The 25,162-nt window shown below is 65.9% G+C and carries 20 protein-coding genes and 1 pseudogene; 14 read left to right on the top strand and 7 right to left on the bottom strand.

What is annotated here, in order from left to right:
* Positions 1-684: 684 nt before the first annotated feature.
* From ACLJQZ_RS39870 to ACLJQZ_RS39890, 5 genes are all read left to right on the top strand, one after another.
* Entirely contained in the window at positions 685-2,118 is a 1,434-nt protein-coding gene (locus tag ACLJQZ_RS39870; RefSeq protein WP_410625881.1) for a polysaccharide pyruvyl transferase family protein, read from the top strand.
* Positions 2,115-3,872, top strand: coding sequence for a 2-succinyl-5-enolpyruvyl-6-hydroxy-3-cyclohexene-1-carboxylic-acid synthase (gene menD / locus ACLJQZ_RS39875; protein WP_410625883.1), 1,758 nt, complete (start codon positions 2,115-2,117; stop codon positions 3,870-3,872). The genes ACLJQZ_RS39870 and menD overlap by 4 nt, the downstream gene beginning before the upstream one ends.
* 85 nt (positions 3,873-3,957) lie before the next feature.
* The gene (locus tag ACLJQZ_RS39880) at positions 3,958-5,166 is read left to right on the top strand and encodes a CaiB/BaiF CoA transferase family protein (protein WP_410625885.1); all 1,209 of its coding nucleotides are present in this window, start codon (positions 3,958-3,960) and stop codon (positions 5,164-5,166) included.
* The gene (locus ACLJQZ_RS39885; protein ID WP_410625887.1) at positions 5,153-6,442 is read left to right on the top strand and encodes a helix-turn-helix transcriptional regulator; all 1,290 of its coding nucleotides are present in this window, start codon (positions 5,153-5,155) and stop codon (positions 6,440-6,442) included. Before ACLJQZ_RS39880 ends, ACLJQZ_RS39885 begins: the two co-directional genes overlap by 14 nt.
* Before the next feature lie 82 nt (positions 6,443-6,524).
* Positions 6,525-8,108 (top strand): acyl-CoA carboxylase subunit beta, encoded by a 1,584-nt coding sequence (locus ACLJQZ_RS39890; RefSeq protein WP_410625889.1) that lies wholly within the window; start codon positions 6,525-6,527, stop codon positions 8,106-8,108.
* Between the two features lie 23 nt (positions 8,109-8,131).
* Here ACLJQZ_RS39890 and ACLJQZ_RS39895 read toward each other — a convergent pair whose 3' ends face one another.
* Together ACLJQZ_RS39895 and ACLJQZ_RS39900 are read right to left on the bottom strand one after the other, a co-directional pair.
* Positions 8,132-8,533, bottom strand: coding sequence for a cobalamin-dependent protein (locus ACLJQZ_RS39895; protein WP_410625891.1), 402 nt, complete (start codon positions 8,531-8,533; stop codon positions 8,132-8,134).
* Entirely contained in the window at positions 8,533-10,110 is a 1,578-nt protein-coding gene (locus ACLJQZ_RS39900) for a methylmalonyl-CoA mutase family protein (RefSeq protein WP_410625893.1), read from the bottom strand. The genes ACLJQZ_RS39895 and ACLJQZ_RS39900 overlap by 1 nt, the downstream gene beginning before the upstream one ends.
* A gap of 258 nt (positions 10,111-10,368) precedes the next feature.
* Here ACLJQZ_RS39900 and mce point away from each other — a divergent pair, with 258 nt between their 5' ends.
* Positions 10,369-10,806, top strand: a complete 438-nt coding sequence (gene mce, locus ACLJQZ_RS39905) for a methylmalonyl-CoA epimerase (RefSeq protein ID WP_410625895.1) — start codon at positions 10,369-10,371, stop codon at positions 10,804-10,806.
* 802 nt (positions 10,807-11,608) lie between these two features.
* Positions 11,609-12,022, top strand: a complete 414-nt coding sequence (locus ACLJQZ_RS39910) for a hypothetical protein (RefSeq protein WP_410625897.1) — start codon at positions 11,609-11,611, stop codon at positions 12,020-12,022.
* A gap of 151 nt (positions 12,023-12,173) precedes the next feature.
* On the opposite strand, the gene ACLJQZ_RS39915 is transcribed toward ACLJQZ_RS39910, so the two are convergent.
* Positions 12,174-12,530, bottom strand: a complete 357-nt coding sequence (locus ACLJQZ_RS39915; RefSeq protein ID WP_410625899.1) for a hypothetical protein — start codon at positions 12,528-12,530, stop codon at positions 12,174-12,176.
* Between the two features lie 699 nt (positions 12,531-13,229).
* Here ACLJQZ_RS39915 and ACLJQZ_RS39920 point away from each other — a divergent pair.
* From ACLJQZ_RS39920 to ACLJQZ_RS39930, 3 genes are all read left to right on the top strand, one after another.
* Positions 13,230-13,727: an RNA polymerase sigma factor gene (locus tag ACLJQZ_RS39920; protein WP_410625915.1), complete on the top strand. Its 498-nt coding sequence runs from the start codon at positions 13,230-13,232 to the stop codon at positions 13,725-13,727.
* Positions 13,728-13,748: 21 nt separating this feature from the next.
* Positions 13,749-14,999 (top strand): ABC transporter substrate-binding protein, encoded by a 1,251-nt coding sequence (locus ACLJQZ_RS39925; protein ID WP_410625901.1) that lies wholly within the window; start codon positions 13,749-13,751, stop codon positions 14,997-14,999.
* Between the two features lie 73 nt (positions 15,000-15,072).
* A complete protein-coding gene (locus tag ACLJQZ_RS39930) occupies positions 15,073-16,674 on the top strand; it encodes a hypothetical protein (protein ID WP_410625903.1) in 1,602 nt (533 codons plus the stop codon).
* Between the two features lie 53 nt (positions 16,675-16,727).
* Here the strand turns inward: ACLJQZ_RS39930 and ACLJQZ_RS39935 are convergent, their stop codons facing one another.
* Positions 16,728-18,917 (bottom strand): ATP-binding protein, encoded by a 2,190-nt coding sequence (locus ACLJQZ_RS39935; protein WP_410625905.1) that lies wholly within the window; start codon positions 18,915-18,917, stop codon positions 16,728-16,730.
* Between the two features lie 751 nt (positions 18,918-19,668).
* Between ACLJQZ_RS39935 and ACLJQZ_RS39940 the strand changes: the two genes are divergently transcribed.
* Positions 19,669-20,523 (top strand): helix-turn-helix domain-containing protein, encoded by an 855-nt coding sequence (locus ACLJQZ_RS39940; RefSeq protein WP_410625907.1) that lies wholly within the window; start codon positions 19,669-19,671, stop codon positions 20,521-20,523.
* Positions 20,524-20,573: 50 nt separating this feature from the next.
* On the opposite strand, the gene ACLJQZ_RS39945 is transcribed toward ACLJQZ_RS39940, so the two are convergent.
* Both ACLJQZ_RS39945 and ACLJQZ_RS39950 read right to left on the bottom strand, forming a co-directional pair.
* A complete protein-coding gene (locus ACLJQZ_RS39945; RefSeq protein ID WP_410625909.1) occupies positions 20,574-20,951 on the bottom strand; it encodes a DUF2690 domain-containing protein in 378 nt (125 codons plus the stop codon).
* Positions 20,952-21,083: 132 nt separating this feature from the next.
* On the bottom strand, positions 21,084-21,620 hold the full coding sequence (locus tag ACLJQZ_RS39950) for a hypothetical protein (RefSeq protein WP_410625910.1): 537 nt from the start codon (positions 21,618-21,620) through the stop codon (positions 21,084-21,086).
* 7 nt (positions 21,621-21,627) lie between these two features.
* Between ACLJQZ_RS39950 and ACLJQZ_RS39955 the strand changes: the two genes are divergently transcribed.
* Positions 21,628-22,752 carry a malectin domain-containing carbohydrate-binding protein gene (locus ACLJQZ_RS39955; RefSeq protein ID WP_410625911.1) on the top strand — a complete coding sequence of 375 codons (1,125 nt, stop codon included), beginning with the start codon at positions 21,628-21,630 and terminating at the stop codon, positions 22,750-22,752.
* Positions 22,753-22,838: 86 nt separating this feature from the next.
* Here ACLJQZ_RS39955 and ACLJQZ_RS39960 read toward each other — a convergent pair whose 3' ends face one another.
* Positions 22,839-23,681, bottom strand: coding sequence for an NlpC/P60 family protein (locus tag ACLJQZ_RS39960; RefSeq protein WP_410625912.1), 843 nt, complete (start codon positions 23,679-23,681; stop codon positions 22,839-22,841).
* A 151-nt stretch (positions 23,682-23,832) separates the two neighbouring features.
* On the opposite strand from ACLJQZ_RS39960, the gene ACLJQZ_RS39965 reads away from it, so the two are divergent.
* Together ACLJQZ_RS39965 and ACLJQZ_RS39970 are read left to right on the top strand one after the other, a co-directional pair.
* Complete coding sequence (locus ACLJQZ_RS39965; RefSeq protein ID WP_410625914.1) at positions 23,833-24,705, top strand: helix-turn-helix domain-containing protein; 873 nt, start codon at positions 23,833-23,835, stop codon at positions 24,703-24,705.
* Positions 24,706-24,762: 57 nt separating this feature from the next.
* Positions 24,763-25,047 (top strand): annotated as a pseudogene (locus tag ACLJQZ_RS39970) (transposase); the annotation flags it as partial.
* Positions 25,048-25,162: the final 115 nt, after the last annotated feature.

Genomic DNA, 25,162 nt, shown 5'->3' on the forward strand with positions numbered 1-25,162 from the left:
ATATCGAATGTTCGGCTTCAGGTACTCGGCAGACGCCAAGACTGCTGCCTTGAACAAGGCGGCGGCCCGGCGGAAATGCTAAATCGATGCGATTGATCACCCCCATGATCAACTGATTCACCCCTGAACCCCTCGAAACCGGGTTCCCAGCACACTGCCCGACCACACCTTGCTGCGCAATCTGCCATTTGGGCTATCTGGTCAAGGGTGCGTGCATGCCGGGTCCTTCCCCGGACGGTGGCAGGAAAGTGTGGGCAGATGGGCCATATCTGACAAAATCGCACAAATCGACCTCGTGATCAGAACTGCTTCGCCTGTCCTCGGCGGGCCACGACGTCGTTCCTGTCGACCGGATTCCTGGTTGACAAGTGCAGGTCGGGCAATATACTCGATTTTCATTTGGCCGAGATCCACTTCGGCCTTCCGGCGGGGCCGCTGCCGTGACTGGGGTACTGCGCACGAATATCGTGGCGATCCGGGCGTGGGACGTCGCAATTCGAACAACGGGGCATGTTCTGGGGCTCGATGGATCGCCGGTGTGACAATGGAGTCGTCGTTGTCTCGACATCATTCGCAGTATCGGAACCGACGGCGAAGGCACAAGCAGTGATCAACCGGGCCGAGTGGTGTCGGGAACACACCAGAGGGGGTGCTGTGGTGGGCAATGGCCTTGACGTCGGTGTGATGAGCCGCCGGCTGCGTGAGTTTCTCCGTTCGTCGACGCCGGAAGCCACGATGTTCCAGCACATGGGGGACATCGTGACGCGGCACCGCTCGAGCGCGCGTCCGATGGCGACTCTCGAGTCGCCGTTGCGACTGTTCCTGGCCGGGTATTCGGGAACCCGCAACATCGGCGCGGACATCCGGGTGGCGGAGATGGTCCGGCAGCTGCGGCACATGTTCGGGCCGCGGGCGATCGAGTTCGAGCGGCTGGCGGTCGGCGACCACGGGGTGGCGGAACCGACCCCGGAGGTCGGTACCGCCAAGGTGGACCGCTACTTGCCGGAGGTGCTGCAAGACCGGGTGGCTGCCGCAGATGGGGTCGTCGCCTGCGAAGGTTCCATGTTCAAGTCCTCCTTCTCCAACGTGCTGGCGTTGTTGCTGACCGGGAGCCTGGCGTTGGCCTCGGCGCAGGGCAAGCTGGCGGTGGCATGGGGAGCCGAGGCGGGCAAGATGGATCCTTTGCTCAGTGACTTCGTCGAGCGCTTCTGTGCCGAAGGACTGACGGTGGCCAGGAATCCGGCGAGCGAACGCGCGCTGGCCGGGCTCGGGTTGCGGACGTACCTCGGCGCCGACCCGGCTTGGACGTACCGGCCCGCGTCCCGCGATCGCGCCTGGAAGCTGCTGCGGTCGATCGGCTGGGATGGAGCCCGGCAGATCACCTGTGTGTGTCCGGTGAACCCGTTCTGGTATCCGGTCCGGCCGGATGTCGGCCGAGCCCGGGAGCTGGCCAGGACCGGGGAACAGCCTGCGGACCACTTCGGAGCGCTGTTGTTCCACGAGCAGTCTCCGGCGTCGGGCCGCCGGTACCACTCGTACCTCGAACGACTCGCGTCGACGTTGCGGGAGCATGCTCGCTCCGCCCGGTTTCTCGTCATCGTCGGGATGGAACGGCTGGACCGGCAAGCGTGCGCGGACTTGTCGGAGGCGCTCGGCGGAGAGGTGCCGATCCTGACCGCCGATGAGCTGTCCGCCGCCGAAGTGGTGGCCGTGCTCCGAAGCGCGGATCTCCTCGTCAGCTCCCGTTACCACGCTCTCCTCACGGCGATGCCGGGGCTGGTCCCGACCGTCGGCGTGGCCACCGACGAGCGGATCCCCAATCTCATGGACGAACTCGGCCGTCCCGACCTCTGCGTGCCGGCGGACGCACCCGATCTGGCAGCACGGCTGAGCCAGGCCATCGCCACGGCGACTTCCGACGTCGATGGTCTCCGCGGGGCGCAAGGCCGGCTCGTGGCCGGCCAGGTCCGCCGGATCGGTCTCGGCGGCCGACGTGTCGCGGAAGAGCTGGCGCGGTTGCACCCCGGCTTCCACCACCTCGACACGACGGCGAGCTGGGAGCGATTCGTCCCGGACGTCGATCCGGCCGTGGCGGACCTGCTGGAGTCGAACGCATGACCGCGGCGGACGACCGGTCGTGGGTCGACGACTACAACCCCAATGCGCTGTGGTGTCGGCTGCTGGTGGAACAGCTGGTCACCGCGGGGATCCGCGATGTCGTGCTCTGCCCCGGTGGGCGGTCCGCCGCGATGGCGCTGCAGATCTTCCACGATCCGAGGCTGAGCACCACAGTGCAGACCGACGAACGCATCGGCGGGTTCATGGCGCTCGGCATGGCGCTGACCGGCGGTCGGCCGGTCGCGGTGTGCACTACGTCCGGCAGCGCGGTCGGCAACCTGGTTCCCGCGCTGCTGGAAGCCGATGCGTCGAAGATCCCCTTGGTCGTGCTCAGCTGCGACCGCCCGGTCGCCTACCGGGGCACCGGCGCTTGGCAGACCACCGATCAACTGGCCATCTGCGCACCGTTCGTCCGGGCCGCGGTCGATCTGCCGGAGCCCGGCGACGACGCTTCGGCCATGGTGGACGCACTTGAGGAAGTGGCGGCGACGTTGGTCCGTGCCACTCGCGAAGGCCAAGAGGGCCCGGTTCAACTCAACGTCCCGTTTCCTGGGACGTGGTGTCCCACGGCTGAGCAGCCGGGCTGGCTTGGCCCGCCGCCCGCACCGGCCCTGGCCGCTGTCGAGATGCCGACTGCCGACGGACCGGCGCTACAACCCGAGGTAGCGGTCGCGGAACTGCTCGACGAGCTCGGAGTGGGGGCCGGCCTGCGCGGACTGATCGTCGCCGGACCAGGCCTGCGGGCGCCGAGGTCCGCAGTCGACATCCTCGCCGAGATGACCGGCTATCCGGTGCTAGCGGACGCCGCCAGTGGATTGCGTCGTCCCGCGGTGCGGAACGTCGTTTGCGAGGCGGACGCCCTCGTCTTTCACCCGTTTCTCGCCAGAACCAAACCGGAGCTGATCATCCGTCTCGGGCAAGCCCCGGTGTCGCACACCGTACACAGCTACTTGGCGGCCCAGGACTGTCCGCAGCTGCGGGACGTCGGTGCCGATGTCGCCGGAGACGTGCTCAGCGATTCGTCGTACGGGCTCGGGTCACTGGACACGGTGGTCGCACGGCGACTCGGTGAGTGCCTCGGCCCTGGCGACGGCGAATGGCGGAGCTGGTGGGAACAGGCCGCCGCACGTGCCCGTCGCGGGCGGGAGCACGCACTGCGCAGGCTGGCGTGGGGCGAGTCCAGAGCGGTGGACGCGGTCTGCCGGGCGAGCGATGGGTTCGACTTCATCCACCTGGCGAATTCGATGTCCGTCCGTAACGCCAACTTGCACCTCAGCCCGGAGGCACGGACCATGCCGGTGTTCGCCAACCGCGGTCTCAACGGCATCGACGGCACCATCGCCACTTTCGCTGGGGAGTTGATCGCGGGCAAAGCACGTGGCCTACTGCTCATCGGTGACCAAGCGGCCTGCCACGACCTCTCCGCCCTCGGCGCGCTGCGACAGGACGGTGTGCGCGGCTGTATCTGCGTCGTCAACAACGGCGGTGGCGCCGTGTTCGATTTCGTGGCTTGCCATCGGCTGCCCGGATACAAGGAAGCCATCCGTCATCCCCCATCGGTCGATCTCGCCGGCGCCGCGCAAGCCTTCGGGCTGCCGTTCCGTCGTTGCCTTGATGAGGTCCAGCTCGCGCAGGCCCTGACCGACTCGGATTCCCAGGCCGCGGTCACTCTCATCGAGGTGATGGTGCCGCCGGACTCGCTGGCCGGCGAACTCGATCGGTTGTTCCTGAGCATGGTTCGCCAACGCCATTGAGCATTCGCGGCCCGCTCGACGCCGACCAGTTCCGATGGCTTCGCTCACGCCGGCCCGACCGGCTCCCTGCCGCAGAGGAGTGCCGATGACCGAGACCCCCGGCTTGATGACGGCGGCCACCGAACAGGACACGGCCGCGTCACCGCTCGACGGCATCCGGGTCGTTGCGCTGGAGCATGCTGTCGCCGCACCACTGTGTTCGCGTCATCTGGCGGACCTCGGCGCCGACGTGGTGAAGGTCGAACCGCCGGCCGGTGATCTCGCGCGCCACTACGACTCCGTGGTCAACGGCCAAGCCACGTACTTCGTCTGGGCTAACAGAGGGAAACGCAGTGTCGTGCTCGACCTCAAGTCCGTTGCGGGGAAGAAGACCTTCGAACAGCTCTTGGGCAGCGCCGACGTCTTCGTCCACAATCTCGGCCCCGGCGCGGTGGATCGCCTCGGCTTCGACCGTGACACACTCCGGCAGCGTCTACCCCGGCTGGTCAACTGCGCCATCTCCGGCTATGGCGTCGACGGGCCGTACCGGAACCGCAAGGCGTTCGACCTGCTGATCCAAAGCGAAGCGGGCCTCCTGTCCGTCACCGGAGGGCTCCAACAGCCAGCCAAGGCCGGGGTATCGGTCGCGGACATGTGCGCCGCGGTGTACGCGGTGGCGGCGATCGTCGCCGCACTCCGCCGCCGGGATGCCACCGGGAGCGGCGGCTTCATCGACATCTCGATGCTGGACTGCCTCAGCGAATGGATGATGCCGCCCGCCTACTACCAGCTTTACGCCGGTACGCAACTTCCCCGTTCCGGCGCCCGGCACAACATGGTGGTGCCGTATGGCGTTTACCCCACCGGAGGCGACGAGCACGTCAACTTCGCCGTGCAGACAGCCTCCCAGTGGCGGCGCCTTTGCGAGAAGGTTCTCGATGATCCGGAGCTGGCCGACGATCCCCGGTTCGCCACGAACGAGCTCCGTGTTCGCCATCGCGGCGAGCTAGAGCCGATGATCGAGGCGAAGCTGAGCGACCTGGGTACGGCAAAGGCCACCGAGCTACTGCTGGCCGCCGGCATTCCCATGGCGGCCGTGAACGACCTCAACGGCCTGGTGACGCACCCACAGCACGAGGCGCGGGGCCGGTGGACCTTCGCCGACTCGCCCGGTGGCCCGGTCCGGGTGCTGCGTTCGCCGTTCAATATGGAGGGGACAGTGGAGTACGCCGGCGCCATACCCGGCCTCGGTGAACACACAGGCGAGGTCCTGGCCGAACTTCGCGGGAAGGTCGTCGCCGGTGAAGAGAAGTGACCCGTACGCGCCGGAGTGTCCTTTTCCCCCGCATCCTTTCTCGAGTTCCGTCGCTGATTTCCGCCTCGGGACCTGCGCCGCCGCCGAGTGTTTTCGAAAGTCCGCCTGGGCGTGGTCCGACGGCCGGCTCGACGTCGGGCTCGGATACGCCGTAGCGGCCGCGGCGGCTACCTGTGACGGCACGCACGAGCCATGTGAGCTCGCGCCCTACTGGTATATCGCGTTGCTGGTAAAAGCGCGGGTAGTCGAAGCCGCTCGGCGGGCGTTCGATCGGCTTCGGTCGCGCCGTACCGCGGCGGAATCACCACGGGCTACCGCGACGTCGCACATCGTGCAGGGCGATCTGTTGTGCGCCATGGGCCGGGTGGACGACGGGCTGGCCGAGGTGGCTGCCGGGCTGCGGATCGCTGAGCGGGGCGGTGTTCGGGCAATGCTGCCCACGGGGTACGTGGCGATGGCACTCAGCGCGCTACGTCGCGCTGACATGCCGGTTTGCCTGCATTTCGCGGACAAGCTGGCCCGTGAGGCGCTGTTGGGCCACTTCGGACAGTCGGCCGGCGCGTGGGTGATCGCTCAGGTGGCGGAGATGCGCGGCGGGGTGGGGAGTGCAGCCGGGCTGATCGTGGGCATCGTCACCAACCCCGTCGTGCTGCGGCAGCTGCTGGTTTCCGAACCGGCGGCGGCGTCGTGGCTGGTGCGTGCCGCCGGAAAGCTGGGTGCGTGTGACCTGGCCGAAGTGGTCGTCGCGACGGCGTTCGACATTTCGGCGAAGGCTACGCGATTCCCGGTCACCAGGGCTGCGGCGCTGCATTCCGCGGGACTTCGGGAAGGCGATTTCGCCAAACTGTCGGAAGCGGGGAGGCTCTACCCCGATCGGTGGTGTGGTGCCTCGGCACGGGAGGACCTGGCCGGGTTGTCGGCCGCGCGGCGGTCCGAACGCGCCGACACGATCCGAATTCTCGAGTCCGCACTGGACACTTATACCGCCGTCGATGCCAAGCGGGACGCCGCCAGGGTGGCGAACAAGCTCCGGGAGTTCGGGGTCCGGCGCGGCGTGGTGCGCGCAGGGGCATGCGAGGGCATTTTTCCGCATGGACTGACCAGCACGGAGTTCGCGGTAGCCGACCTCGTGAGCCGGGGCCACACCAACAACGAAGTGGGCCGGCAGCTGTTCATCTCTCGGAACACCGTGGCATTCCACCTCAAGAAGGTGTACCAGAAGATGAGTGTCGCGTCGCGGGTCGAACTGGCGGTGTACTGGAACGTCGCTCATTGACCGGCCGCCGTGCCCTGTTCAGGTGTCAGGACGAGCCGACTGGCGATGCTTCGGCGGGAGCTCGACTCGAAGGGGTTCGAACATGACCGAAATCAGGCCGATGCCGGCTACCACCGCCGACCGCCTCAAGGAGTTGTACCGCCGCACCGAAGAGGCCATAGCACACGGCTCGGCCCGCGCGGCCGAACGCCAGCATTCCCTTGGTCGGATGACCGCACGGGAACGCGTCGAACAGCTGCTGGACCCCGGGTCGTTCGTTGAGCTCGATGCGTTCGTACGCCACCGGTCGACGAACTTCGGCCTGGACCGCAACCGGCCGCTGGGCGACGGCGTGGTGACCGGGTACGGCGATGTGGACGGCCGGCCGGTCTGCGTGTACAGCCAGGACGCCAGCGTGTTCGGCGGGTCGCTGGGCGAGACGCACGGCGGCAAGATCGTCAAGGTGATGGACCTGGCGGTGACCACTGGCCGGCCGATCGTCGGCATCAACGACGGCGCGGGCGGGCGGTTGCAGGAAGGTGTGGTGGCCCAGGCGATCTACGGTGAGATCTTCCGCCGCAACGTGCGCACGTCGGGCGTCGTGCCGCAGATTTCCCTCATCCTGGGGTCCTGCGCGGGTGGCGCCTGCTACTCGCCTGCGCTGACAGACTTCATCGTAATGGTCGACGGCAACTCGCACATGTTCCTCACCGGTCCGGGTGTCATCCGAGGCTCCACCGGCGAGGAGGTGGGCATGGAGGAACTGAGCGGCGGCCTGACGCACAACACACGATCAGGCAACGCCCACTACCTCGCCACGAGCGAGGAGGACGCCATCGGCTACGTGCAGCAACTTCTGTCGTACCTGCCGGCCAACAACCTGAGCGACCCACCCTCCTACGCGTCCGTCGGTGTTCCCCCGGTCGCCGTCGACCTGGACACGCTGATCCCGGACCTGGCCACCGAGCCGTACGACATGCGCGATGCAGTGCGCGCCGTGGTCGACGACGGTGAGCTCCACGAGGTGCAGGAGTTGTACGCGCCGAACATCATCGTCGGCTTCGCTCGCGTCGAGGGCCGGAGTGTCGGCATCGTCGCCAACCAGCCCGCGCGCCTGGCCGGCTGCCTGGACATCAGCGCGTCGGAGAAAGCCGCCAGGTTCGTCCGCACCTGCGACGCCTTCAACGTCCCGATAGTGACCTTCGTGGACGTTCCCGGCTTCCTCCCGGGTACCGAACAGGAATGGAACGGCATCATCCGACGGGGCGCCAAACTCATCTACGCCTACGCCGACGCATCGGTCCCGTTGGTCACCGTCGTGATGCGCAAGGCGTACGGCGGCGCCTACGACGTCATGGGCTCCAAGCACCTCGGCGCCGACCTCAACTTCGCCTGGCCCACCGCGCAGATCGCGGTGATGGGCGCCACCAACGCGACTGATGTGCTGTATCGCAGGGCGATCGCCGAGGCCGCCGGGCAGGGCGACGACGTGGCAGCACTGCGTGCCAAACTGGCCCAGGAGTACGAGGAAACCCTCCTCACGCCATACCTGGCCGCCGAACACGGCTACATCGACGCCGTCATCCCGCCTTCGCGGACCCGGGAGTACGTCGCCACCGGGCTCAGGGGCTTGCAAGGCAAACGAGATCTCCGGCCGCCCCGCAAACACGGGAACATCCCGTTGTAGAGCCGGAATCGTCGGACCGGTGGTCAGCCGGCTGTCTCCTGCCCGGTGAGCCTGCCGATCTCGGCCACGAGCACGTCCAGCGCCGTACCTGTCGGGAAGACCGCTACCGCGCCCGCCTCTCGCAGCCGGGGCACGTCTTCGCGGGGGATCGTGCCGCCGACGACCACGGCGATGTCGCCGGCACCGGCGGCCCGCAACTGCTCGATGACCTGCGTCGTCAATGACAGGTGTGCGCCGGACAGGATACTCAGGCCGACCAGGGCGACATCCTCCTGCACAGCTGTGGCCACGATTTCCCCGACCCGTTTGCGGATGCCGGTGAAGATCACCTCGAACCGGGCGTCGCGCAGCGCGCGGGCGACGATCTTTGCACCCCGGTCGTGGCCGTCCAGTCCGGGCTTGGCGATCAGCACCCGGGCCGGCATCAGAACACCACCGGCTGGCGGAACTCGCCCCAGACCTCCGTGAGCGCGCCGACCATCTCGCCGATCGTGCAGTAGGCGTTGGCGCAGTCGATCAACGCCGGCATCAGGTTTCCGGTACCTTCCGCGGTTGCCGACAGGACGGCCAGGCTGGTGCGCACCGCAGCGCCGTCCCGCTCCGCCCTCACCCGGGCCAACCGCTTCACCTGGCGTTCCTGGCCCTCGGCGTCGAGCTCGTACATGGCGAGGTCGGGTGGTTCTTCGGCCGAGGTGTAGCGGTTGACGCCGACAACCGGGTGCGTTCCCGCCTCGGTGCGCCGGTGCAGCCGGTACGCCTCGTCGGCGATGAGCCCCTGCAGATAGCCGTCCTCGATGGCGCGGACCATGCCGCCGTGCGCCTCGATGTCCGCCATGATCTCGATGATCCGCTCCTCGGTCGCGTCCGTCAGCGCCTCGACGAAGTAGGAACCACCGAGTGGATCCACGACGCGAGCCACGCCGGTCTCGTACGCGAGGATCTGCTGCGTCCGCAACGCGAGTGTCGCCGATTCTTCGCTCGGCAGAGCGAACGGCTCGTCCCAGGCGGCGGTGAACATCGACTGCACCCCACCGAGCACGGACGCCATCGCCTCGTACGCCACCCGGACGACGTTGTTGCTCGCCTGGGGCGCGTAGAGCGAGGCCCCGCCGGCGACGCAGCCGAAGCGGAACATCGCCGCCCGTTCGGTCTTCGCGCCGTACCGCTCGTGGACGATCGTCGCCCAGCGACGCCGGCCCGCACGGTACTTGGCGATCTCCTCGAAGAAGTCGCCGTGGGTGTAGAAGAAGAACGAGATCTGCGAGGCGAACTCGTCGATCGTCATCCGGCCCCGGGCCAGCACGGTGTCGCAGTAGGTGATCCCGTCGGCGAGGGTGAAGGCCATCTCCTGAACGGCGGTCGCGCCCGCATCCCGGAAGTGCGCGCCGGCCACCGAGATCGCGTTGAACCTCGGCACCTCGGCCGCGCAGAACTCGACGGTGTCGGCGATCAGCCGCAGCGATGGCTCGGGCGGCCAGATCCAGGTGCCGCGCGAGGCGTATTCCTTGAGGATGTCGTTCTGGATCGTGCCGGTCAGTTTCGCCCGGGGCACGCCTGCGCGCTCGGCGGCGGCGACGTAGAGCGCCAACAGGATGCCGGCCGTGCCGTTGACCGTGAAGCTCGTGCTGATCCGATCCAGCGGGATGCCGGCGAACAGGATCTCTGCGTCCGCGAGCGTGTCCACCGCCACGCCGACCCGGCCGACCTCCTCGGCCACTTCCGGATCGTCGGAGTCGTAGCCGCACTGGGAAGGTAGGTCGAGCGCGACTGACAAGCCGGTACCGCCCTGCTCTAGCAGGTAACGGTACCGGCGGTTGGACTCCTCGGCCGTGCCGAACCCCGAGTACTGCCGGAACGTCCAGAGCTTCTGGCGGTAGCCCGTGGCGAAGTTGCCCCGGGTGAACGGGAATATGCCGGGGTCCGGCGGATCGGCATCCCGATCCGCCGGACCGTAAACCGCGCGGACCGGAATGCCCGACGGGGTGCGAGGGCCGTCATCCATGGTTGATCATGTTGTTTGCTCGCGACATACAGGCGCCCATGGACGCCGTCCAGCGCCACCGGCTCGGTATGGGCGCTCGGCCCGGCGACCCGGCCGGTACAAGACCGGCACCGACCAGTGCCGTTTCGAGCCTGCTCACGGCACACCGCCTTTCCTGTCGGTGTCCGACGGTCTGGCCAGACTTACCGAAGCGGCGCGACAGGTCCACTACCAACATGGGTAGTTCTGCGTTCCGCTGAAGCTCGTTACCTTCGGGACATGTCCAGCGAACCCGTTGTCACGGCGATCGACCACGTCGGCATCGCCGTACCCGACCTGGACGAGGCCATCGCGTTCTACACCGATACCTTCGGGCTGGTCGTGACCGCGATCGAGGTCAGCACGGAGCAAGGTGTGCGCGAAGCCATGCTGCGCGCCCCTGGGGATGACGGCGCGGGCACGGCCATCCAGTTGCTCGCGCCGCTGACTTCGGACTCACCTGTCGGCCGGTTCCTCGCCCGCAGAGGACCCGGGCTTCAGCAACTCGCCTACCGGGTGGCCGACGTGGACCGAATGTCCGCCGCAGTCGCGGCGCGTGGCGGAAAGACGATCTTCGACGGGCCTCGACGGGGCACCGCGAACAGCCGAGTGCAGTTCTTCCACCCCAAGTCCACTGGTGGCGTGTTGGTCGAACTGGTCGAGCCAGCAACGGACTGAGTGACGGCGATGACCGTTCACCAGGCATGAGCGTGGTGGACGCTGGCCGGCTTGCCCACTTGGACGGTCGGTGATGTCGGTCGACCGCGTAGCCGAACTGGTGACAAGACTGCTGATCGTGGGCGCCGGTTCTTGCTGCACGACGCGGTGCGCCGGCTGGTCCGGTCAGGGGCGTGGGTCCTCCTCGTCCCGGCGGCCGATCTGGCCATGATCACGCGCGTGTTGGCGGCCTGTATCGGGCGCTGGTCTTCGCGGCAAGCGAGCACCCTCGTCGAGAGCGACCAGGCCGACCTCGACCACGCCGAACACTCTTCCGGCGGATGCCCGGTGGTGTGGTTCCTCGATGACACGACCTCGACGCGACAGCCACGACGTGGTCGCTCGGTCCTCGACATCCAGGACCGGCCCAAGTACCGACCGCAGGGTCCTACGGCGTCTGGTCCGCCGCAGCGCTGGCGAACGCGACATCGTCGATGACCGTGCGTTCGCCGTCGAAGGGCAGCCGGCTGACATCGCTGCGGGCACTGATCTGGCGCGGTCGGCCAAGATCCGCGTCGCCGGGGGGACGCCGGCCATCCAGGTGTTGCGCACGATCCACAGCGATGAGCGGCGGCCTATCAAGGCCTCGGTGTTGATCAAGGGGAGCATCTGTACGAGCTGATCCACCGGCGGGAGATCGGCTCGTTCTGACCTCGGGGTCCGACCGTTGGGGGTTACGTTGGCGGGGCCGTTCGCTCTCGACGTTCAGTGGCGGATTTCGCCAGGTCAGGGAGCAGTTTTCGGCCTTGCTCCGAATGCCGACATGTTCCCCGGCACGCGTGGCCGCCAGGTCACGCTCGAACACAGCGCGCCGAAGGCGCTCCGTCTGGGCGACCTCCTCGCGAGCGGCGCGTTCTGGTGGGTGACCACCGCCGCGGTCGCGATCCTGATCGCGGTCTTCGTCCTCCACCGACACATTCGTTCCCACCACCTCCGCTCCCGTGTCCGGTTCGACCTGCTGCCGACGGCAACGTTCGATCCGTCGCCGCGGGCGGTGCTCGGCTTCGCGCATCAGTCGGGGCGCGTGCGGCCGGTGCAGGGGTGGGTGCCGACATCACCCCGTCGGGGTGCGGGTCCGGTTCAGCACGGATCCGGAGTCCGGAAGATGGTGATGAGCGTCGAAGGACGTCAGTCGGTGACCGGCGTATTGGACGAGCCAGCGTATCCGGACGTTTAGATCCGGCGCGCTCAAGGTGAAGTGTCCTCCGTTGCCGAGGAGGGTGGTTCGTCCTCGCCGCCGGCGGGCGGCTCGCGGTGATCTCTCCTCGGTGATCCCCGGCAGCCGCTCGATGAAGAAGCCCGGGCTCGCTGTCTTCGACCGTGAGCCGTCAATTCACATTCGTGACGAGGACGCGGTTCGGTGTGGTGCCGTTGATCTCGGCCCAGCCGGTGATGACGGTGCCGCTTTCGCGCGTCGGGGTGTCGATCGCTCCGTGAGCCAGCGGTTGTGCAGTGGTCAGCTCGAGGCGGCTGCCGAGTTCGGGTCCGTGGCAACCGAGGGTGAAGGAGTCGTTGAAGGGGTAAGCGCCCAACGCGCGGGCGGCGTGCACGGCGCCGCGTTGGATGTGGGGTGCGTCCAGCGCCGCAGGCGCGTCGACGTGAAGCGCGATGGCGGCGAGATTGAGTGGGGCGTAGCTGCGGTGGACCTGGTCCGCTTTGCCGCCACCGATCGCGTGCGTGATCAAAGACCGGCACGACCTCGATGCCGGCCAGGGCGTCGGACAGCTCGCTCTCGCCGGCTACACCTTGACTTAACGTTTATGCGCTGATCACCGCGGCGCAGCTCGGCGACCGGTTCGGTTACCGGCGGCTGTTCGTCGCTGGTACAGCGGTGTTGACGCTGGTGTCGGCGGCCGGGGCGGTCGTGCCGGACGCTGAGACGCTCGTCGTCTGGCTCCTGTCGGAGTTCGGAGCTGGCTGAGGCACCCGATCTGTGGACAAACCCCGGCTGAAGACGGAGTCGATCATCAGCCGATGGCTTCCGGCCTGCGACCGGCCGCGGACAAGGATTCCAGGGGTGCTTTGATCGGTTTCGGGCATGAGTCTGCCGCCCGACGACGCGATAGTTCGGAATTTTAGGCCGTTCGAGTGAACCCGAACGGTGCGCGCGCAATTGATCATCGACGGTCGACTACCAGTTATGCGACTGTCCCGGGTTGGGTGTGAAAGCAAGGCGATCGCCGTCCCTGGCTCGAATTTGTCCAAGATTTGACTATAGCCGGTTCTCCGTGCTGGCAGGAAACTGTCGGCGACCCTGGTGTGACGACCTCATCGCCAGTGGTCAACGGTAGTGGCAAAGCTGGTGAGTGGTGAAAGGCTATCCGAGCGTGGTCGACGATCAACGCGTCACAAAAGGTAGAAGTCCTCTCGAAGAGAAGTTTGAAATGATATATCCGGTGTTGCGTGCGAAGATCCATCGGTTCGCCAGGTTTCGCGCCGACTGGCTGGACTGTGACGAAATAACGGATGCGGTGATAGAGCGACTATGGGAGCGGGTTCGTGGTCGGGGGCCCGCTGTCCGGGAGCTCGAGGCAATGGCGATCGCCATCGCCTCGAACGTGGTGAAAGATGCGATCAAGAAGAAGCGACCGGTCTACACGGACGATATCGCGAGTGTCACCACCGGCTTCGACCTCCTCGGGACGGCAGGTGATCAGGAAGGACGTCTTGATCTGCGGGATGCCATCGAGGCGCTCGAGCCCGCCCTGAAGGAGTCGCTCAAGCTGGTCCACATCGACGAGCTGTCCATGGTGCAGGCGGCAGCTGTTCTCGGTGTCGGAAGGGGTGTCGTGCGGCGCCGCGTCGACCGGGCGCTCGCGGAGCTCCGACGACTGCTCGAGGATCGCCCGCCTGGCCATGGCCCGAGTTTGCCGCGGAAGTGATGTGTGGAAGGGGAGTGCGAAATGAGAATCTCGTGGTGGCGTTCCAAGAATGCGGATGCCGGATATGCGGGTGATCTCGAGAGCCGGCTTACCGATCTCCGGGAGGCGATGTTCCAAGCGTCGTACTCCCGGAGCGATCCGGCTCGGCAACGTGAATTCCTGGAAAGGCTCTTCGAGGGATCGCGAAGTCGGGACTCGTTTGTTTCGGTCGTGGAGAGTCGGGACTATCCGGATGAAACGGCCGAGGCCGCGCGGGCGCCGGTTTCGAATCGCGGCATGTCATGGCCGAAACGCAGGGGCATGGTTGGTGCTGTCGCCGCTGCGGTGATCCTCCTGGTGGTGGGCGTGTGTTACGGCGTCGTGCACCTGTCGCGGTCAGGGGGGAGCAATGAAGCGGCCGGTCAGTCCGCGACGCTGCGTGTCGGTCTGCTGAACGTCGTGGACACCGCCCCGTTCTACCGTGCATTCGATCGGGGTTATTTCAAGGACGAGCACATCAACATCGAGATCGAGAAGTTCCGAGGCGGCCCCGATGCGATCAGTGAGCTGGTCGCAAGGAAGATCGACATCGCCTTCACCAGTTACCCCGGCGCCTTGACGGCGCAGGCAAGCGGGGCGGTCGACCTCAAGATCGCCGCAGCGGCTTATACGGCACGTAACAGTCATCTCATGCTGATGGGGCTCCCCGACGGTCCGCTGACTCATGCCCGCGAAGCGCCGGGCAAGCGTATCGCGGTGACCGCTACGGGGTCGATCTCGGACATCGGCACAATGCTGGCTCTCCGCGACGCCGACGTCGACCCGGGGACGATCTCCTGGGTGTCGCTGTCCATGGACGACATGCTCGGCGCGCTGAGGCGAGGAGAGGTCGACGGTGCCGTCATGGCGGAGCCCTACGTGACACAAGCGGAGGAGGCCGGAGCAGTCCCGGTGCTCGACGTGACCTTGGGGCGCACGGCACTGCTGCCGCTGTCCGGCTGGTTCGTCACCGCTGAGCAGGTGAAGAGCCAGGGGGAGGTCATCCGCGGGTTTCAGCGTGCCCTGGCGCGCGGGGTGAGCGACGTGCAGAAGCGTGACATCAGGGACCTGGTGCTGACCAAGTACCTCAACGTGACCCCGGCTCAGGTCGATGATGTCCGCATCGGGACGTATCCAGAGGTCGTCGATCCGGTCGAAATCAAGAAGGTAGCGGACCTCATGTCACTCAACGGCTTCTTGCACACGCCGGTGGACGTTCGGAAGATGGTGATCCACTGGCCAAGTACCGACTGAGTCGGGCGGGATGGCTCAATGAGTCATCCCTTTCACTCTTTATCGATTCAGTGTGGATTCGAGGAGTTGGCTCGTGCCAGTATTCGTCGCCTACGCGCATGATGATCGAGGGAGAGCGCTCGCGAGTGCGCTGGTGTCGGTCTTGCGCAGCAACGATGTCCCCGTGATCTGGGACAAAGATCTCAAAGAGCAAAATGTGGTGTCGCAGGCGGCTTGGATGTCCGCTGCGATCGCCGAAAACGTGGTCATTTGTATACTTTCCGAAGAATTTGTCGAGCACTTCGGCCGGACTTCGGAGTCGTCCGTGCACCGTGGAGTGCGGTTCGAAAGCTTTCTCATCATCCAGAAGTTCTACGACCACGTGCGGTCGACTCACTGTCCGATCATCCCCGTCGCCGACGAGAAGTTCGCCGCGGAATCGGCGCCGGGGATCCTGGCCGGTATATCTATCAGCCGGCTCGGGGCGGATCCCGCAAAGGGATTCGCGGAGATCATCAGGCGGATCCGTGACATCGAGGAGGCCACGCCGGACGTGATCCCGAAGCCGCGAAAGCTACCGGAAATCGTCGATGACCTGGAGTCGACCGGGATCACCGAGGTGTCCGGGCTCGATCTCGTTCGCGAGTGGCTGAGCTGCCTGACCACGACGCCGATCGACCCCGGTGAGTTCGTCGGCACGTTCCCTGCGGTCGAGAACGTCATCCGTGGAGCCATGGACGATCAGCTGACGCAGGAACTGACCGACAGGTGTGTCGCGGTGCTGAACGTGATGGCGGCCGGTTCGCTGGGACCGGGCGAAAAAGCGAGAGCCCTCATCGTAGGACTGGCTTGGTTGCTGAGGCGGCAGCGGGAGTTCGGGCTGGCGGCCAAAGTCGTGCACGAAGCGGTCGAGATCGCTGAGGGGGCCAGGGATCACTCGACCGCGGCGCTCGGTTATGCCTGTCTGGGTCACATTTACCGGCAACTCGCCGAGGATACTGCCGGCCGGCAGTGTGCGGACCTTCTCCGGTCCGCAGAAGAGAATGTGAAGAAGGCGGTCAAACTGCTCCGTCGTCAAGGGGATCGCAGCGGCCGAATCGGCGCGTGTCACCACGTGCGCGCTCACATCCGGTGGAGCCGATACCAGCTGCTCGGTGACATGCTCTCGCTGAGAGTGGCGGATCGGCTGGCGGAGAAAGCGGCTCGGCAGCTGAGCGCGGCAGACCTCCCGATGCACCACGAGCTGCTGTTGTTGCGTGCGGAGATCGCCGCATGCCGAGGTGACGTTCAACGCGCGGGAGAGCTGGCCGGTCGTGTGGTGCGGACGCTCACGACTCAGCCGGGCGGCTCGGTCGCGTTCTCCGCCCTGGCCGGCCGGGCCCACTTGGTGTCGGCCGAGATCTATCGGCGTACGGCGCCGGCGAAAGCCGCTCACCACGCGGAGACGGCCCTGAAGTTCTTCGATCGGGCGCAGATGTCACGGTTCGCCGACCTGAGCCGGTGGGTGCTCGTGACGCTCGATCCCGGATCATCAGGCCTGGGGCCGGCGGATGTTCGCTACCTGGAAAGGTGCTGTCAGAAGCCTGGTCTCCTGCTGCGAGCGGTGGCCGAGCGGCGCCGTCGTGTCGACGACCGCGTTCGACGCCGGAGGACGACGCGGGCGGAGTGGCGTGACATCCTCGAGGTGGTCGGCTGAGCCGGGTGCTTGGGAGTCGCACGGCGAACCAGGCGAGAGCGCGAGGTCCGGGGTCAGGTGTCGTTGCCGGGTTGGTCCGAGCTCAACCTGGCTCGCACCCGTTCCGCCTCCTGGCGGCGGTTTTGCCCGGCGTAAAGCTCGTATGCTCTGTGCAACGCCTGTAAAGCTGCTTCGCGCGCTCCCAGTTCGGCCAACGCGTCGGCAAGGTTCTCGTTGATTTCGGCCTGGGCGAAGTAGTTTCGAAACTCGTCGGCGAGGGCCAGAGCGTGTGAATAGCGGGTGGCGGCGTCTTGGGGGTTCCCGGTCTGTGCGGCGATGTATCCGAGAGCGTCGAGAGTCGCCACTTGCCCGCTTGTGTTGTCGTTCTCGGTGTGCAACTCCAGAGCTCTCAGGCAGCAGCTCTCGGCAGCGGCGAAGTTCTGCATCTGCGCGTGCTGTCGACCCTGGGCGTTCAGCGAGTGTGCTTCGCCGATGAGGTTCTTGTCGAGTTGGTAGAGCTTGAGAGCCGATGTGGCGTGTTCGAGCGCGTCGTCGTATCGGCCGAGTAGTGAGTAAACCCGTTGCAGGTCATGGTGCGCGTGGGCGCGTCCCGCAGTGAATCCGGCTCTCACCTCGAGTTCCAGGGCTTGATGGAGATACGATTCGGCGTTCTGCAGATCACCCACCCGCGTGTGTGCCCGCCCGAGCTGTCGTGTGGCCGACGCCTGAAGCCGTAATGAACCCGTGGCTTCGGCGGCCGCCAATCCGATTTGTGACGTCGCCACGTTCTCGCTCGAGTAGCCGCGTCGGTATTGATAGGTGTCCAACCCGTGCGATATGTGCCAGGCCGCCTCCGGCCACTGCTCGTTCATCGCCGTCCGCTGGATCGCGAGCAGCGTCTGGTGTTCCTCGTCGAACCAGGTCAGCGCCGCCGGCTCGTCGTTCGGCAGGAAACGTTCGGTGCCACTGGGTGCACGTGGCGGAGAGGCCGCTGTCCGGTAGGGGTAGAGCAGGAGATCAGCGGCTCGCGCCGCGGCCGCGTAGAAATCGACCACACGGTGTAGTGCTTCTTCCCGGTACCGCAAGGTTTCCTCGTTGCCCAGGAGCTCGGTCGCGTAGGCACGCACGAGATCGTGCATGCGAAAGCGGGTCGGCTTATACCGCTGGACCAGATTGGTGATCTCGAGCGAGCGCAGGTTCTTCCCCGCCACTTCTGGTGGGCAACCCAGCAGACAGGCGACCGTGACCGCGGTGAACTCCGAGAGCGGAGCGAGGCCGAGCACTCTGAACGTTCGAGCGGCGTCGTCACCGAGAGAAGCAACCGACCACGACAGCACGGCTCGGAGATCCGAAGTGTCGTCGCCGGCGTTGAACGCGTTCAGCATCGTGGACTCCTGGCGGAGTTCGTCGGCGAGATCTGACATCGGGAAGCTCGGGTGGTCGGCGACGCGTGACGCGACGAGTGCCAGGGCCAGCGGCAGACCTCCGCAGCGTCGTATCACCGCGGTTGTCGCCGGAACGTCGGCGTCGAGCACTTGTTCGGTGAGGTGCCGGCTCAGCAGGGACCGCGCACCGGCCGGGGTGAGCGTGGCCAGACGTAAGCTGGTCGCGCCCCGGAGACGGAGGCTCGGCAAGTGGCGGCGAGTGGTCACGATGACCGCGCACGAATCCGCCCCGGGAAGCAGGGGGAACACCTGGTCCGCGTCCCATGCGTTGTCGAGAAAGATCAGCATTCGCCTCGAAGCGACCGAACTGCGGTACAGGGCCGCCGCGGCATCCGGGTCCGGGGGGATGCTGTTCGGCTCGGTGCGCAGGGCCAGCAGGAAACCGCGGAGGATCGTTTCCGGACGGGTGGGCGTCGCGCGGGAGTCGAAGCCCCGCAGGTCGGCGTAGAGTTGCCCATCGGGAAAGGCTTCTGCCTGGCGATGAGCCCAGCGCAAGGCCAGTGTCGTCTTGCCGACACCCGCGACGCCTTCGACGACGACCACGGAAGGCCCGGTATTCGCTTCACCGGCCACCAGGGCCGTCGTCAGTTCGTCGAATTCCTGCTCCCGGCCGATGCACCAGGGGGGAGCCATGGGGAGCTGTTGCGGTCGTTCGGCACGCTGCGATGGCAGTTCGAAGCGGTCGTCGCGGGCGGGCGGCCCGTAGCGCTGGGCGTTGGTGATCTCGGCGAAGCCGAGCGGCTCGTGTGGTGCACCAGCCATGGTTCCCCGATCCAGAGGTCGTCCCGGCGCGATCCGCCTGCAGCGCATCCGTTCCATGGTGCCGGGTCGATCCGGTGCTGAGCAGCGCCATTCGAGGGATCTACGGGCACGCTGCGCAGTCATGGCGCGGCCGGACGAAGGGCGTAGCCGAGCGTGATGACAGTCACTGATCATCGTTCTCGGCTGTGTCCGGACGCCCTCAAGTGGAGAAATGACGCTTTTGCCATCACTTAGTGATTTCGCGAGAACGAATGTTTGCTGGCGTTGCGGCGAACATCGCCGCGCTTGCGCTGGCTCCGGTCGCCGGAACCGGGGCGACCGGGGCATACGGACCGCGAGGCGACCTGGCAATTGCGGGGGATGGTGCATGGCTCGTCCGTGAGATGGCCTTCGCGGACGTAGAAGTGTTCGGCCATGTCTCGCTGCCAGTCCGGCGATGACATGCGATCTTGATGGGGGGCGAGGTACTGCCGTAGAAGGCGAACCGCAACCCTCCGCTGATCTTCGACGAGGGAGAGTGCCGCACGACCAGGTCTTACTACTGATCTCCGCATAATCGGACTGCTTCCACCCTCTCGCTCCTGGCGACTTCTTTAGTATGCAATCGAGGTGGTGGATAAATCGAGATAGCCGATCATGTATTTGCCAAGAAGGTTTCCGTTGGTCGGCCACTTTGTTATTTGATCACAAATGACTGGAAGATTACTCGCTGCTGCTCCAGACGGGTGCAGTTACAAATCAAGGCTGGCCATAAATAGCGGCTTCGATGACAATTCAATGCTTGCGCGCCAGCGGGAGGAGTGGGGTCATGGGCAGGCCGGAGCGCTCTCTCGACCTTGAAGGCAGCCTGCTGGCACAGTTCGCGGCCGACTTGAGACGCGTGCGCGAGCAAGCCGGTAAACCCACCTATCGCGCAATGTCACGGCTTGCGCATCGCTCCCAAACCACGCTGTCGGAAGCCGCGGGGGGACGCACGATCCCGACCTGGGAGACGGTCCAGGCGTTCCTCCAGGCCTGCGACATCACGGAGTTCAGCCAATGGCGCAAAAGGTGGGAGCGCCTCGGCGGCACCCCCTCCTCCCTGTCTGCGGGCTCTGTAGAGACGACACACGCAGAGACCGGCGTCGGGCGCCGACGCAATCGGATGCTGGCCGCCATCATTACGGCTGTGGCTCTGGTAGCAGGACTTACGTTGGCTGTACTCCTCGCGTCAGACCAGTCCATCAACGCACCTGAGGGTTCTTCGGCTGCCGGAGTTGCCGACGGCGCAGATCCCGAAGAGTCCGGCTGTGCGAACGATCCTGCTGCCACGACCGTCGATGCCAAGGAAGTCGACGTCGACCAGGCGCCGGCGGGCGTCATCGAGTTGCGCTTCTCGCCACGATGCGGCGTTAGTTGGCCGCGATTTACGCCAGCGGATCCCCGGTACAGCACTATCAACCGCCCCGGCCCGATCGAGGCTCATGTGTCAGTGGTCCCTGTTGACAATCAGGCTGGGGCTGTGACCTTTTCAATGAAGTACGTTGGTCTTCCTGTGTTCGGCAATGTCATCAACAGTCTCGCCACCTGCGTGCGGGCTGAGGCTTATTTCAGCGGTCCGTCGTGGCAGTCGACGACGGGCAAGACTGCCTGCTACAAGGGGAGTGTCGCTGCCAGGTATTGAGTGCCACCAGGGCACGCCGACCATGTCAGCGTGCCCTGGCGGCGGCGAGGTCAGCAGCCGACGGCGTAGGTGCTCCACGGTCCGTTGTTGATTGAACCGGTAGCCACGGCGCAGACCCCGGTCGGCGCGTACACCATGTCGGTGTACACCGAGGTCGAGGTGGCCGAGTAGGACGCCGAGTCCGACGGTGAGGCAACGATCGCCTGGACGTAGGCGGTGCCGATGTTGCTGACCGTCTTGGCCCAGTTGGTGCCGCACCGCGGCGAGTACCGCAGCTGCACCTGACCGACCGTCCCGCCGCCGTTCTTGATCGGCTGAGTGCTGACGGTGTACGCGTCCGACGCACAGCCGGTCTGGATCGGGTCGCCGACCGATGCGCTGGCCGGCACCGCGCTGAGCACGGCACCTGCCGACAACGCGATTGTCATCACGGCGACGGTCACGGCCTTCCTGCTTCGCCGAGCCTGCCTTGTGGTGGGGCCGGACGACGCTGCACGCGTGAGCATCATGATTCCTCCAGGAGTTCGAAAAGGATCGGTGTGTCGTGTCTGCCGATCGCGTCACCGGAGCGGGACGTGAATCGAGGATCTGCGTTCGCGACGTTGTCCCGATAGGCCGATGAAGGCGGGACAATCAAGGCAAACAACCTGGTCAATGTCGTCAGGCGAGCCGCTGGCAGCTCGCAGCGCCATCACGTGTCGCCCTACCGCGCAGTTGATCTTTTGGTAGCGAGCCGCGAGGCGCCACGTTCGAGCGCGGTCTGGGATGTCGCAACGTTCCAGGAACGTTTCACTGCAGGTGAGCAGCCCTTCTTCGCGCACGATCGAGGCAGCTGGCACGGCGTAGACGAGGTCGAAGATGTCCGGCTCGAGGCCGGTTGAAGTGACCGCACCGTCGCCAGACGTATCGGACTGCAGCAACTCGTGCTGATGAAAGGTGACAACGATGAGTACCGTGCTCCCCGGGCGGGGACGACTCCGCCGACTACTTGCCGGCTCGGCGGCGCTGAGCTGCATCGTGCTGGTGTTGATCCCATCGTCCCCCGCCTTCGGCTCTCCCCGTGCGGCCACAACGGCGACGACATCGGAGCAGAGCATCTACCGGATGAACAGCGGTGGCCCGGCGGTGACCGACTCGATCGGCCGGCAGTGGCGAGCCGACGAGTACTACATCGGCGGTGGCACGCACACGGTGGCCAACACGATCGCGGGCACTGCGGACCAGGCCTTGTTCCAGTCCGAACGCTGGGGAATGTCCGGCTACGACATCCCGGTCGCCAACGGCACCTACACCCTGCAGTTACTGCTGGCCGAGCTCAATCCCGCATCCGGCGCGCGGGTCTTCAGCGCCACCGCCAACGGCCAGCCCGTGATCACCAACTACAACATCGCCGCCGAGGTCGGCAACTTCCGCGCCGACGTCGTCCGCCAGACCGTTACCGTCACCAACGGCGTCCTGCAGCTCCGGTTCATCGCCAGCAGCAACTCCGCGAGCGTCACCGGCATCGAACTGCTCACCACCAGTACACCGTCCGGGCAGCCCATGCCGACCGGCGACCTTGCCGGCTGGCACCAGATCTTCAGCGACGACTTCATCACCCCCGCCGCCACCGGGTCGTTCCCCGGCACCGCCTACGGTTCGACCTGGAACGGCTACGACGGCTCCCGCGACACGTCCAAGCAAGGTGTCTACTCGCCCGCCAAGACGCTGAGCGTCTCCGGCGGAGCCCTCACCATGAACTTGCACACCGAGAACGGCACGCACCTGGTCGCAGCGCCCTACCCGCGGCTGCCGGGTGGCGCGTTCGGCCAGACCTACGGGCGTTACTCGGTTCGGTTCCGTGCCGACGCGGTGGCCGGATACAAGACCGCCTGGCTGCTGTGGCCCGACACCAACAACTGGTCCGACGGTGAGATCGACTTTCCCGAAGGCAACCTGACCGGGCACATCGAGGCGTTCTCCCACCACGTCGGAGCACCCACCCAGCAGGACCAGTTCAGCACCGCGGCCACTTACGGCACCTGGCACACTGCCACAACCGAGTGGACCCCGGGCCGTGTGACCTTCGTCCTCGACGGGATCACCATCGGCAGCGCGACTACGGCCATCCCGACCACCTCGATGCACTTCGTGCTCCAGACCGAGACGTGCACCGACGGCTGCACCGTCTCGAACACCGCGACCGGCAACGTCCAGGTCGACTGGATCAGCATCTACTCCAGAAGTTAGACACCTGCGGCACTCCGCTGGGTGCCCCGACAAGAAGGGCGTGTTCCGCTCCCGCAGGTGCTGCGGGAGCGGAACACCTTCGTTTGTCAGCGGTACCGGCGGTAGCCCAGGGGGACACCGGCGTAGGCGACGGTGTCGTACCGCACCCCGGTGTTGTGGTTCAACGCCTGGATCACCTCGTCGTTGCCGACGTAGATCGCGACGTGGCTGGGTGAGGGGCCGTAGTAGAAGACCAGGTCTCCGGGCTGCAGGTCCGTGCGGCCAATGGACCATCCGAGGGTGTACTGCGACTGGCTGGAGTGCGGCAGGCTGACGCCGCCGGCCGCGTAAGCCGTCTTGGTCAGACCGGAGCAGTCGAACGAGTTCGGTCCCTCGGCACCGTAGACGTAGGCTTTGCCGACCTGCGCGCGAGCGTAGGCAACCGCAGCGGCGGCCGCCATCTTGTCGACACCACCGCCCGTATAGGTCGACCAGAACGGCCCGGCGCCTCCGGCAGCGACGACGTTCCCGTCGTTCTGCATGACGAGCGTGCCCCCGCCGGTCGAACGGCTCCGGCTGGCCCACGCCACACTCCGGTCCGACCGGTAGATCACGAGATTGCCGTCACCCTGATTGGCCAAGTACGCGCTTGGGTTGCCGTTGGTGTAGGTCGCCCACAGCGCTCCCTGCGGGCCGTAGAGCACCAGGTTGCCGTCGGTCTGCATGCTGAGCCGATATGTCCCGTTGGCCGACTGCGGCCAGTCACCCGACGCTAGGTTCGCGATGCCGATCCGGTCGCCCACCTGGTTCGCTGACGCCGGCAACGCCGGAGTCGCCAGCATCGCCAGTGTGACGACCAGTGTCGCCACCGTCCGTAACAACAAGATCAGTCGACTTCGTGATTTCACCATTGATCTTCTCTCAATTCGCGTCATGTCGATGGCGAGCAACCGTCAAACGAAAATTTCGCCAGATGCTTGTCCGGTAACGACTAATAGCGTGATCGCTCGTCTGCCTTGTTTTCTAGCCTGTGAACGTTTCACGTAACGTTTCTTGGCGGCAGAGCGACCTGGAATGTGGAGACCAGCATGAGGAGGGCTCGTGGGAAACGCCAACGGTTCTCAGCGTTCGCCACGTCCTCTGGCAGCGCTCTCGGCAAGACTCCCTTCGGCCAGATCCGCGCTGGCACAGGAGCTTCGGAGAGGCCGTGACATCGCCAACGTGAGCCTCAGCGCGCTCGCGAAGGCGACCTTCTCCTCGAAGGCATCGATTAGCCGCTGGCTCAGCGGCACCACACTCCCGAGTCGCGATCAGGCAAAACGGTGGGCCGAGCACTGCGGCACTGACTCCGCAGAAATGCTGCGGCTATGGGACGTGGCTGCAGCTGTCGACACAACATCAACCAGCGCCGTATCAGTTGTTGGAGACGGCGGCTCAACTGCCGACGCCGGCACCCCAACCGTCGTTGACGACAGTGCGGCCAAGCCGCAATCGCGACGTCGGCGATGGATCACGCTCGGCGCGGTGATGGTGCTGACGCTCGCCGGCGTCGTTGTCACGACCTTGCTGAGCGCAGCCGAAAGCGCCTGCACGGCGGCGTTCCCGCTCGAACTGGAGATGCCGGGTACGACCGGCGCCACTTTCGGGGTCACGATCAAGGCCGACTGCGACGGCGCGCTCGAGCGCAGCTACTACCTTGTCGAAGAGCTACCTGACGTCGACCCGCGTAACCCTCACCCAGCCTTCTTTTTGAAGGGCGAGTTCGGTGCCCTCACCGCGGGCAGCAGCACCTCGATGCAGCTGTTGATCAGAGAACCTGTGGACACCCAGGCCATGTTCTTCGTTATCAGCGTCGACAGTGCCGGCAAACGCGCCCTCGGGCAGAACCACGTGGAAGATGACGGCCTGCTCGAACTGCCCGTCGGCCACAGACAAGAGTCAGCGATGGTCTGGCACCGGAAAGGTTGGGAATAGGATTCTGAACCGCCCCGGGTTTGATGGAGGCTCCTCGTGTGAGTGAGGATGTGGATCATGACCCGGAGGCCTAGATATTCGGCCGAGGTGCGGGAACGCGCCATCGCGCTGGTGTTTGAGCAGGTAGAGCAGTACTCGTCGCAGTGGGAGACAATCTGTTCGGTCGCGGCGAAGGTGAACGTGTCCAGCGAGACACTACGCAAGTGGGTGCGTCAGGCCGAGGTCGATGCCGGGGCCCGGGCAGGCGCGACGAGTGAGGAGTCCGAGGAGCTGAAGCGGCTGCGTCGGGAGGTCGCGGAATTGCGTCGGGCGAATGAGATCTTGAAGGCCGCGTCGGCTTTCTTCGCGTCAATGTCATGATCTTGGTGTCCGGCGGGGTTCGCTCGTTTCTTCGCTGCCCCAGGCGACTGGTGGCTTGTCCTGATGTGCGGCCCCGCCGGATACCTGCTGGGTGGGG

It is taken from the genome of Amycolatopsis sp. cmx-8-4 (genome assembly GCF_046548675.1).
In the GTDB taxonomy this organism is placed as follows: domain Bacteria; phylum Actinomycetota; class Actinomycetes; order Mycobacteriales; family Pseudonocardiaceae; genus Amycolatopsis.

Excerpts from the sequence above, each read along its gene's own strand:
- ACLJQZ_RS39870 (WP_410625881.1), top strand. The coding sequence starts at position 685 with ATGAGCCGCCGGCTGCGTGAGTTTCTCCGTTCGTCGACGCCGGAAGCC.
- menD (WP_410625883.1), top strand. The coding sequence starts at position 2,115 with ATGACCGCGGCGGACGACCGGTCGTGGGTCGACGACTACAACCCCAAT.
- ACLJQZ_RS39880 (WP_410625885.1), top strand. The coding sequence starts at position 3,958 with ATGACCGAGACCCCCGGCTTGATGACGGCGGCCACCGAACAGGACACG.
- ACLJQZ_RS39890 (WP_410625889.1), top strand. The coding sequence starts at position 6,525 with ATGACCGAAATCAGGCCGATGCCGGCTACCACCGCCGACCGCCTCAAG.
- ACLJQZ_RS39895 (WP_410625891.1), bottom strand. The coding sequence starts at position 8,533 with ATGCCGGCCCGGGTGCTGATCGCCAAGCCCGGACTGGACGGCCACGAC.
- ACLJQZ_RS39900 (WP_410625893.1), bottom strand. The coding sequence starts at position 10,110 with ATGGATGACGGCCCTCGCACCCCGTCGGGCATTCCGGTCCGCGCGGTT.
- mce (WP_410625895.1), top strand. The coding sequence starts at position 10,369 with ATGTCCAGCGAACCCGTTGTCACGGCGATCGACCACGTCGGCATCGCC.
- ACLJQZ_RS39910 (WP_410625897.1), top strand. The coding sequence starts at position 11,609 with ATGTTCCCCGGCACGCGTGGCCGCCAGGTCACGCTCGAACACAGCGCG.
- ACLJQZ_RS39920 (WP_410625915.1), top strand. The coding sequence starts at position 13,230 with ATGATATATCCGGTGTTGCGTGCGAAGATCCATCGGTTCGCCAGGTTT.
- ACLJQZ_RS39925 (WP_410625901.1), top strand. The coding sequence starts at position 13,749 with ATGAGAATCTCGTGGTGGCGTTCCAAGAATGCGGATGCCGGATATGCG.
- ACLJQZ_RS39935 (WP_410625905.1), bottom strand. The coding sequence starts at position 18,917 with ATGGAACGGATGCGCTGCAGGCGGATCGCGCCGGGACGACCTCTGGAT.
- ACLJQZ_RS39940 (WP_410625907.1), top strand. The coding sequence starts at position 19,669 with ATGGGCAGGCCGGAGCGCTCTCTCGACCTTGAAGGCAGCCTGCTGGCA.
- ACLJQZ_RS39945 (WP_410625909.1), bottom strand. The coding sequence starts at position 20,951 with ATGACAATCGCGTTGTCGGCAGGTGCCGTGCTCAGCGCGGTGCCGGCC.
- ACLJQZ_RS39950 (WP_410625910.1), bottom strand. The coding sequence starts at position 21,620 with ATGCTCTGCTCCGATGTCGTCGCCGTTGTGGCCGCACGGGGAGAGCCG.
- ACLJQZ_RS39955 (WP_410625911.1), top strand. The coding sequence starts at position 21,628 with ATGAACAGCGGTGGCCCGGCGGTGACCGACTCGATCGGCCGGCAGTGG.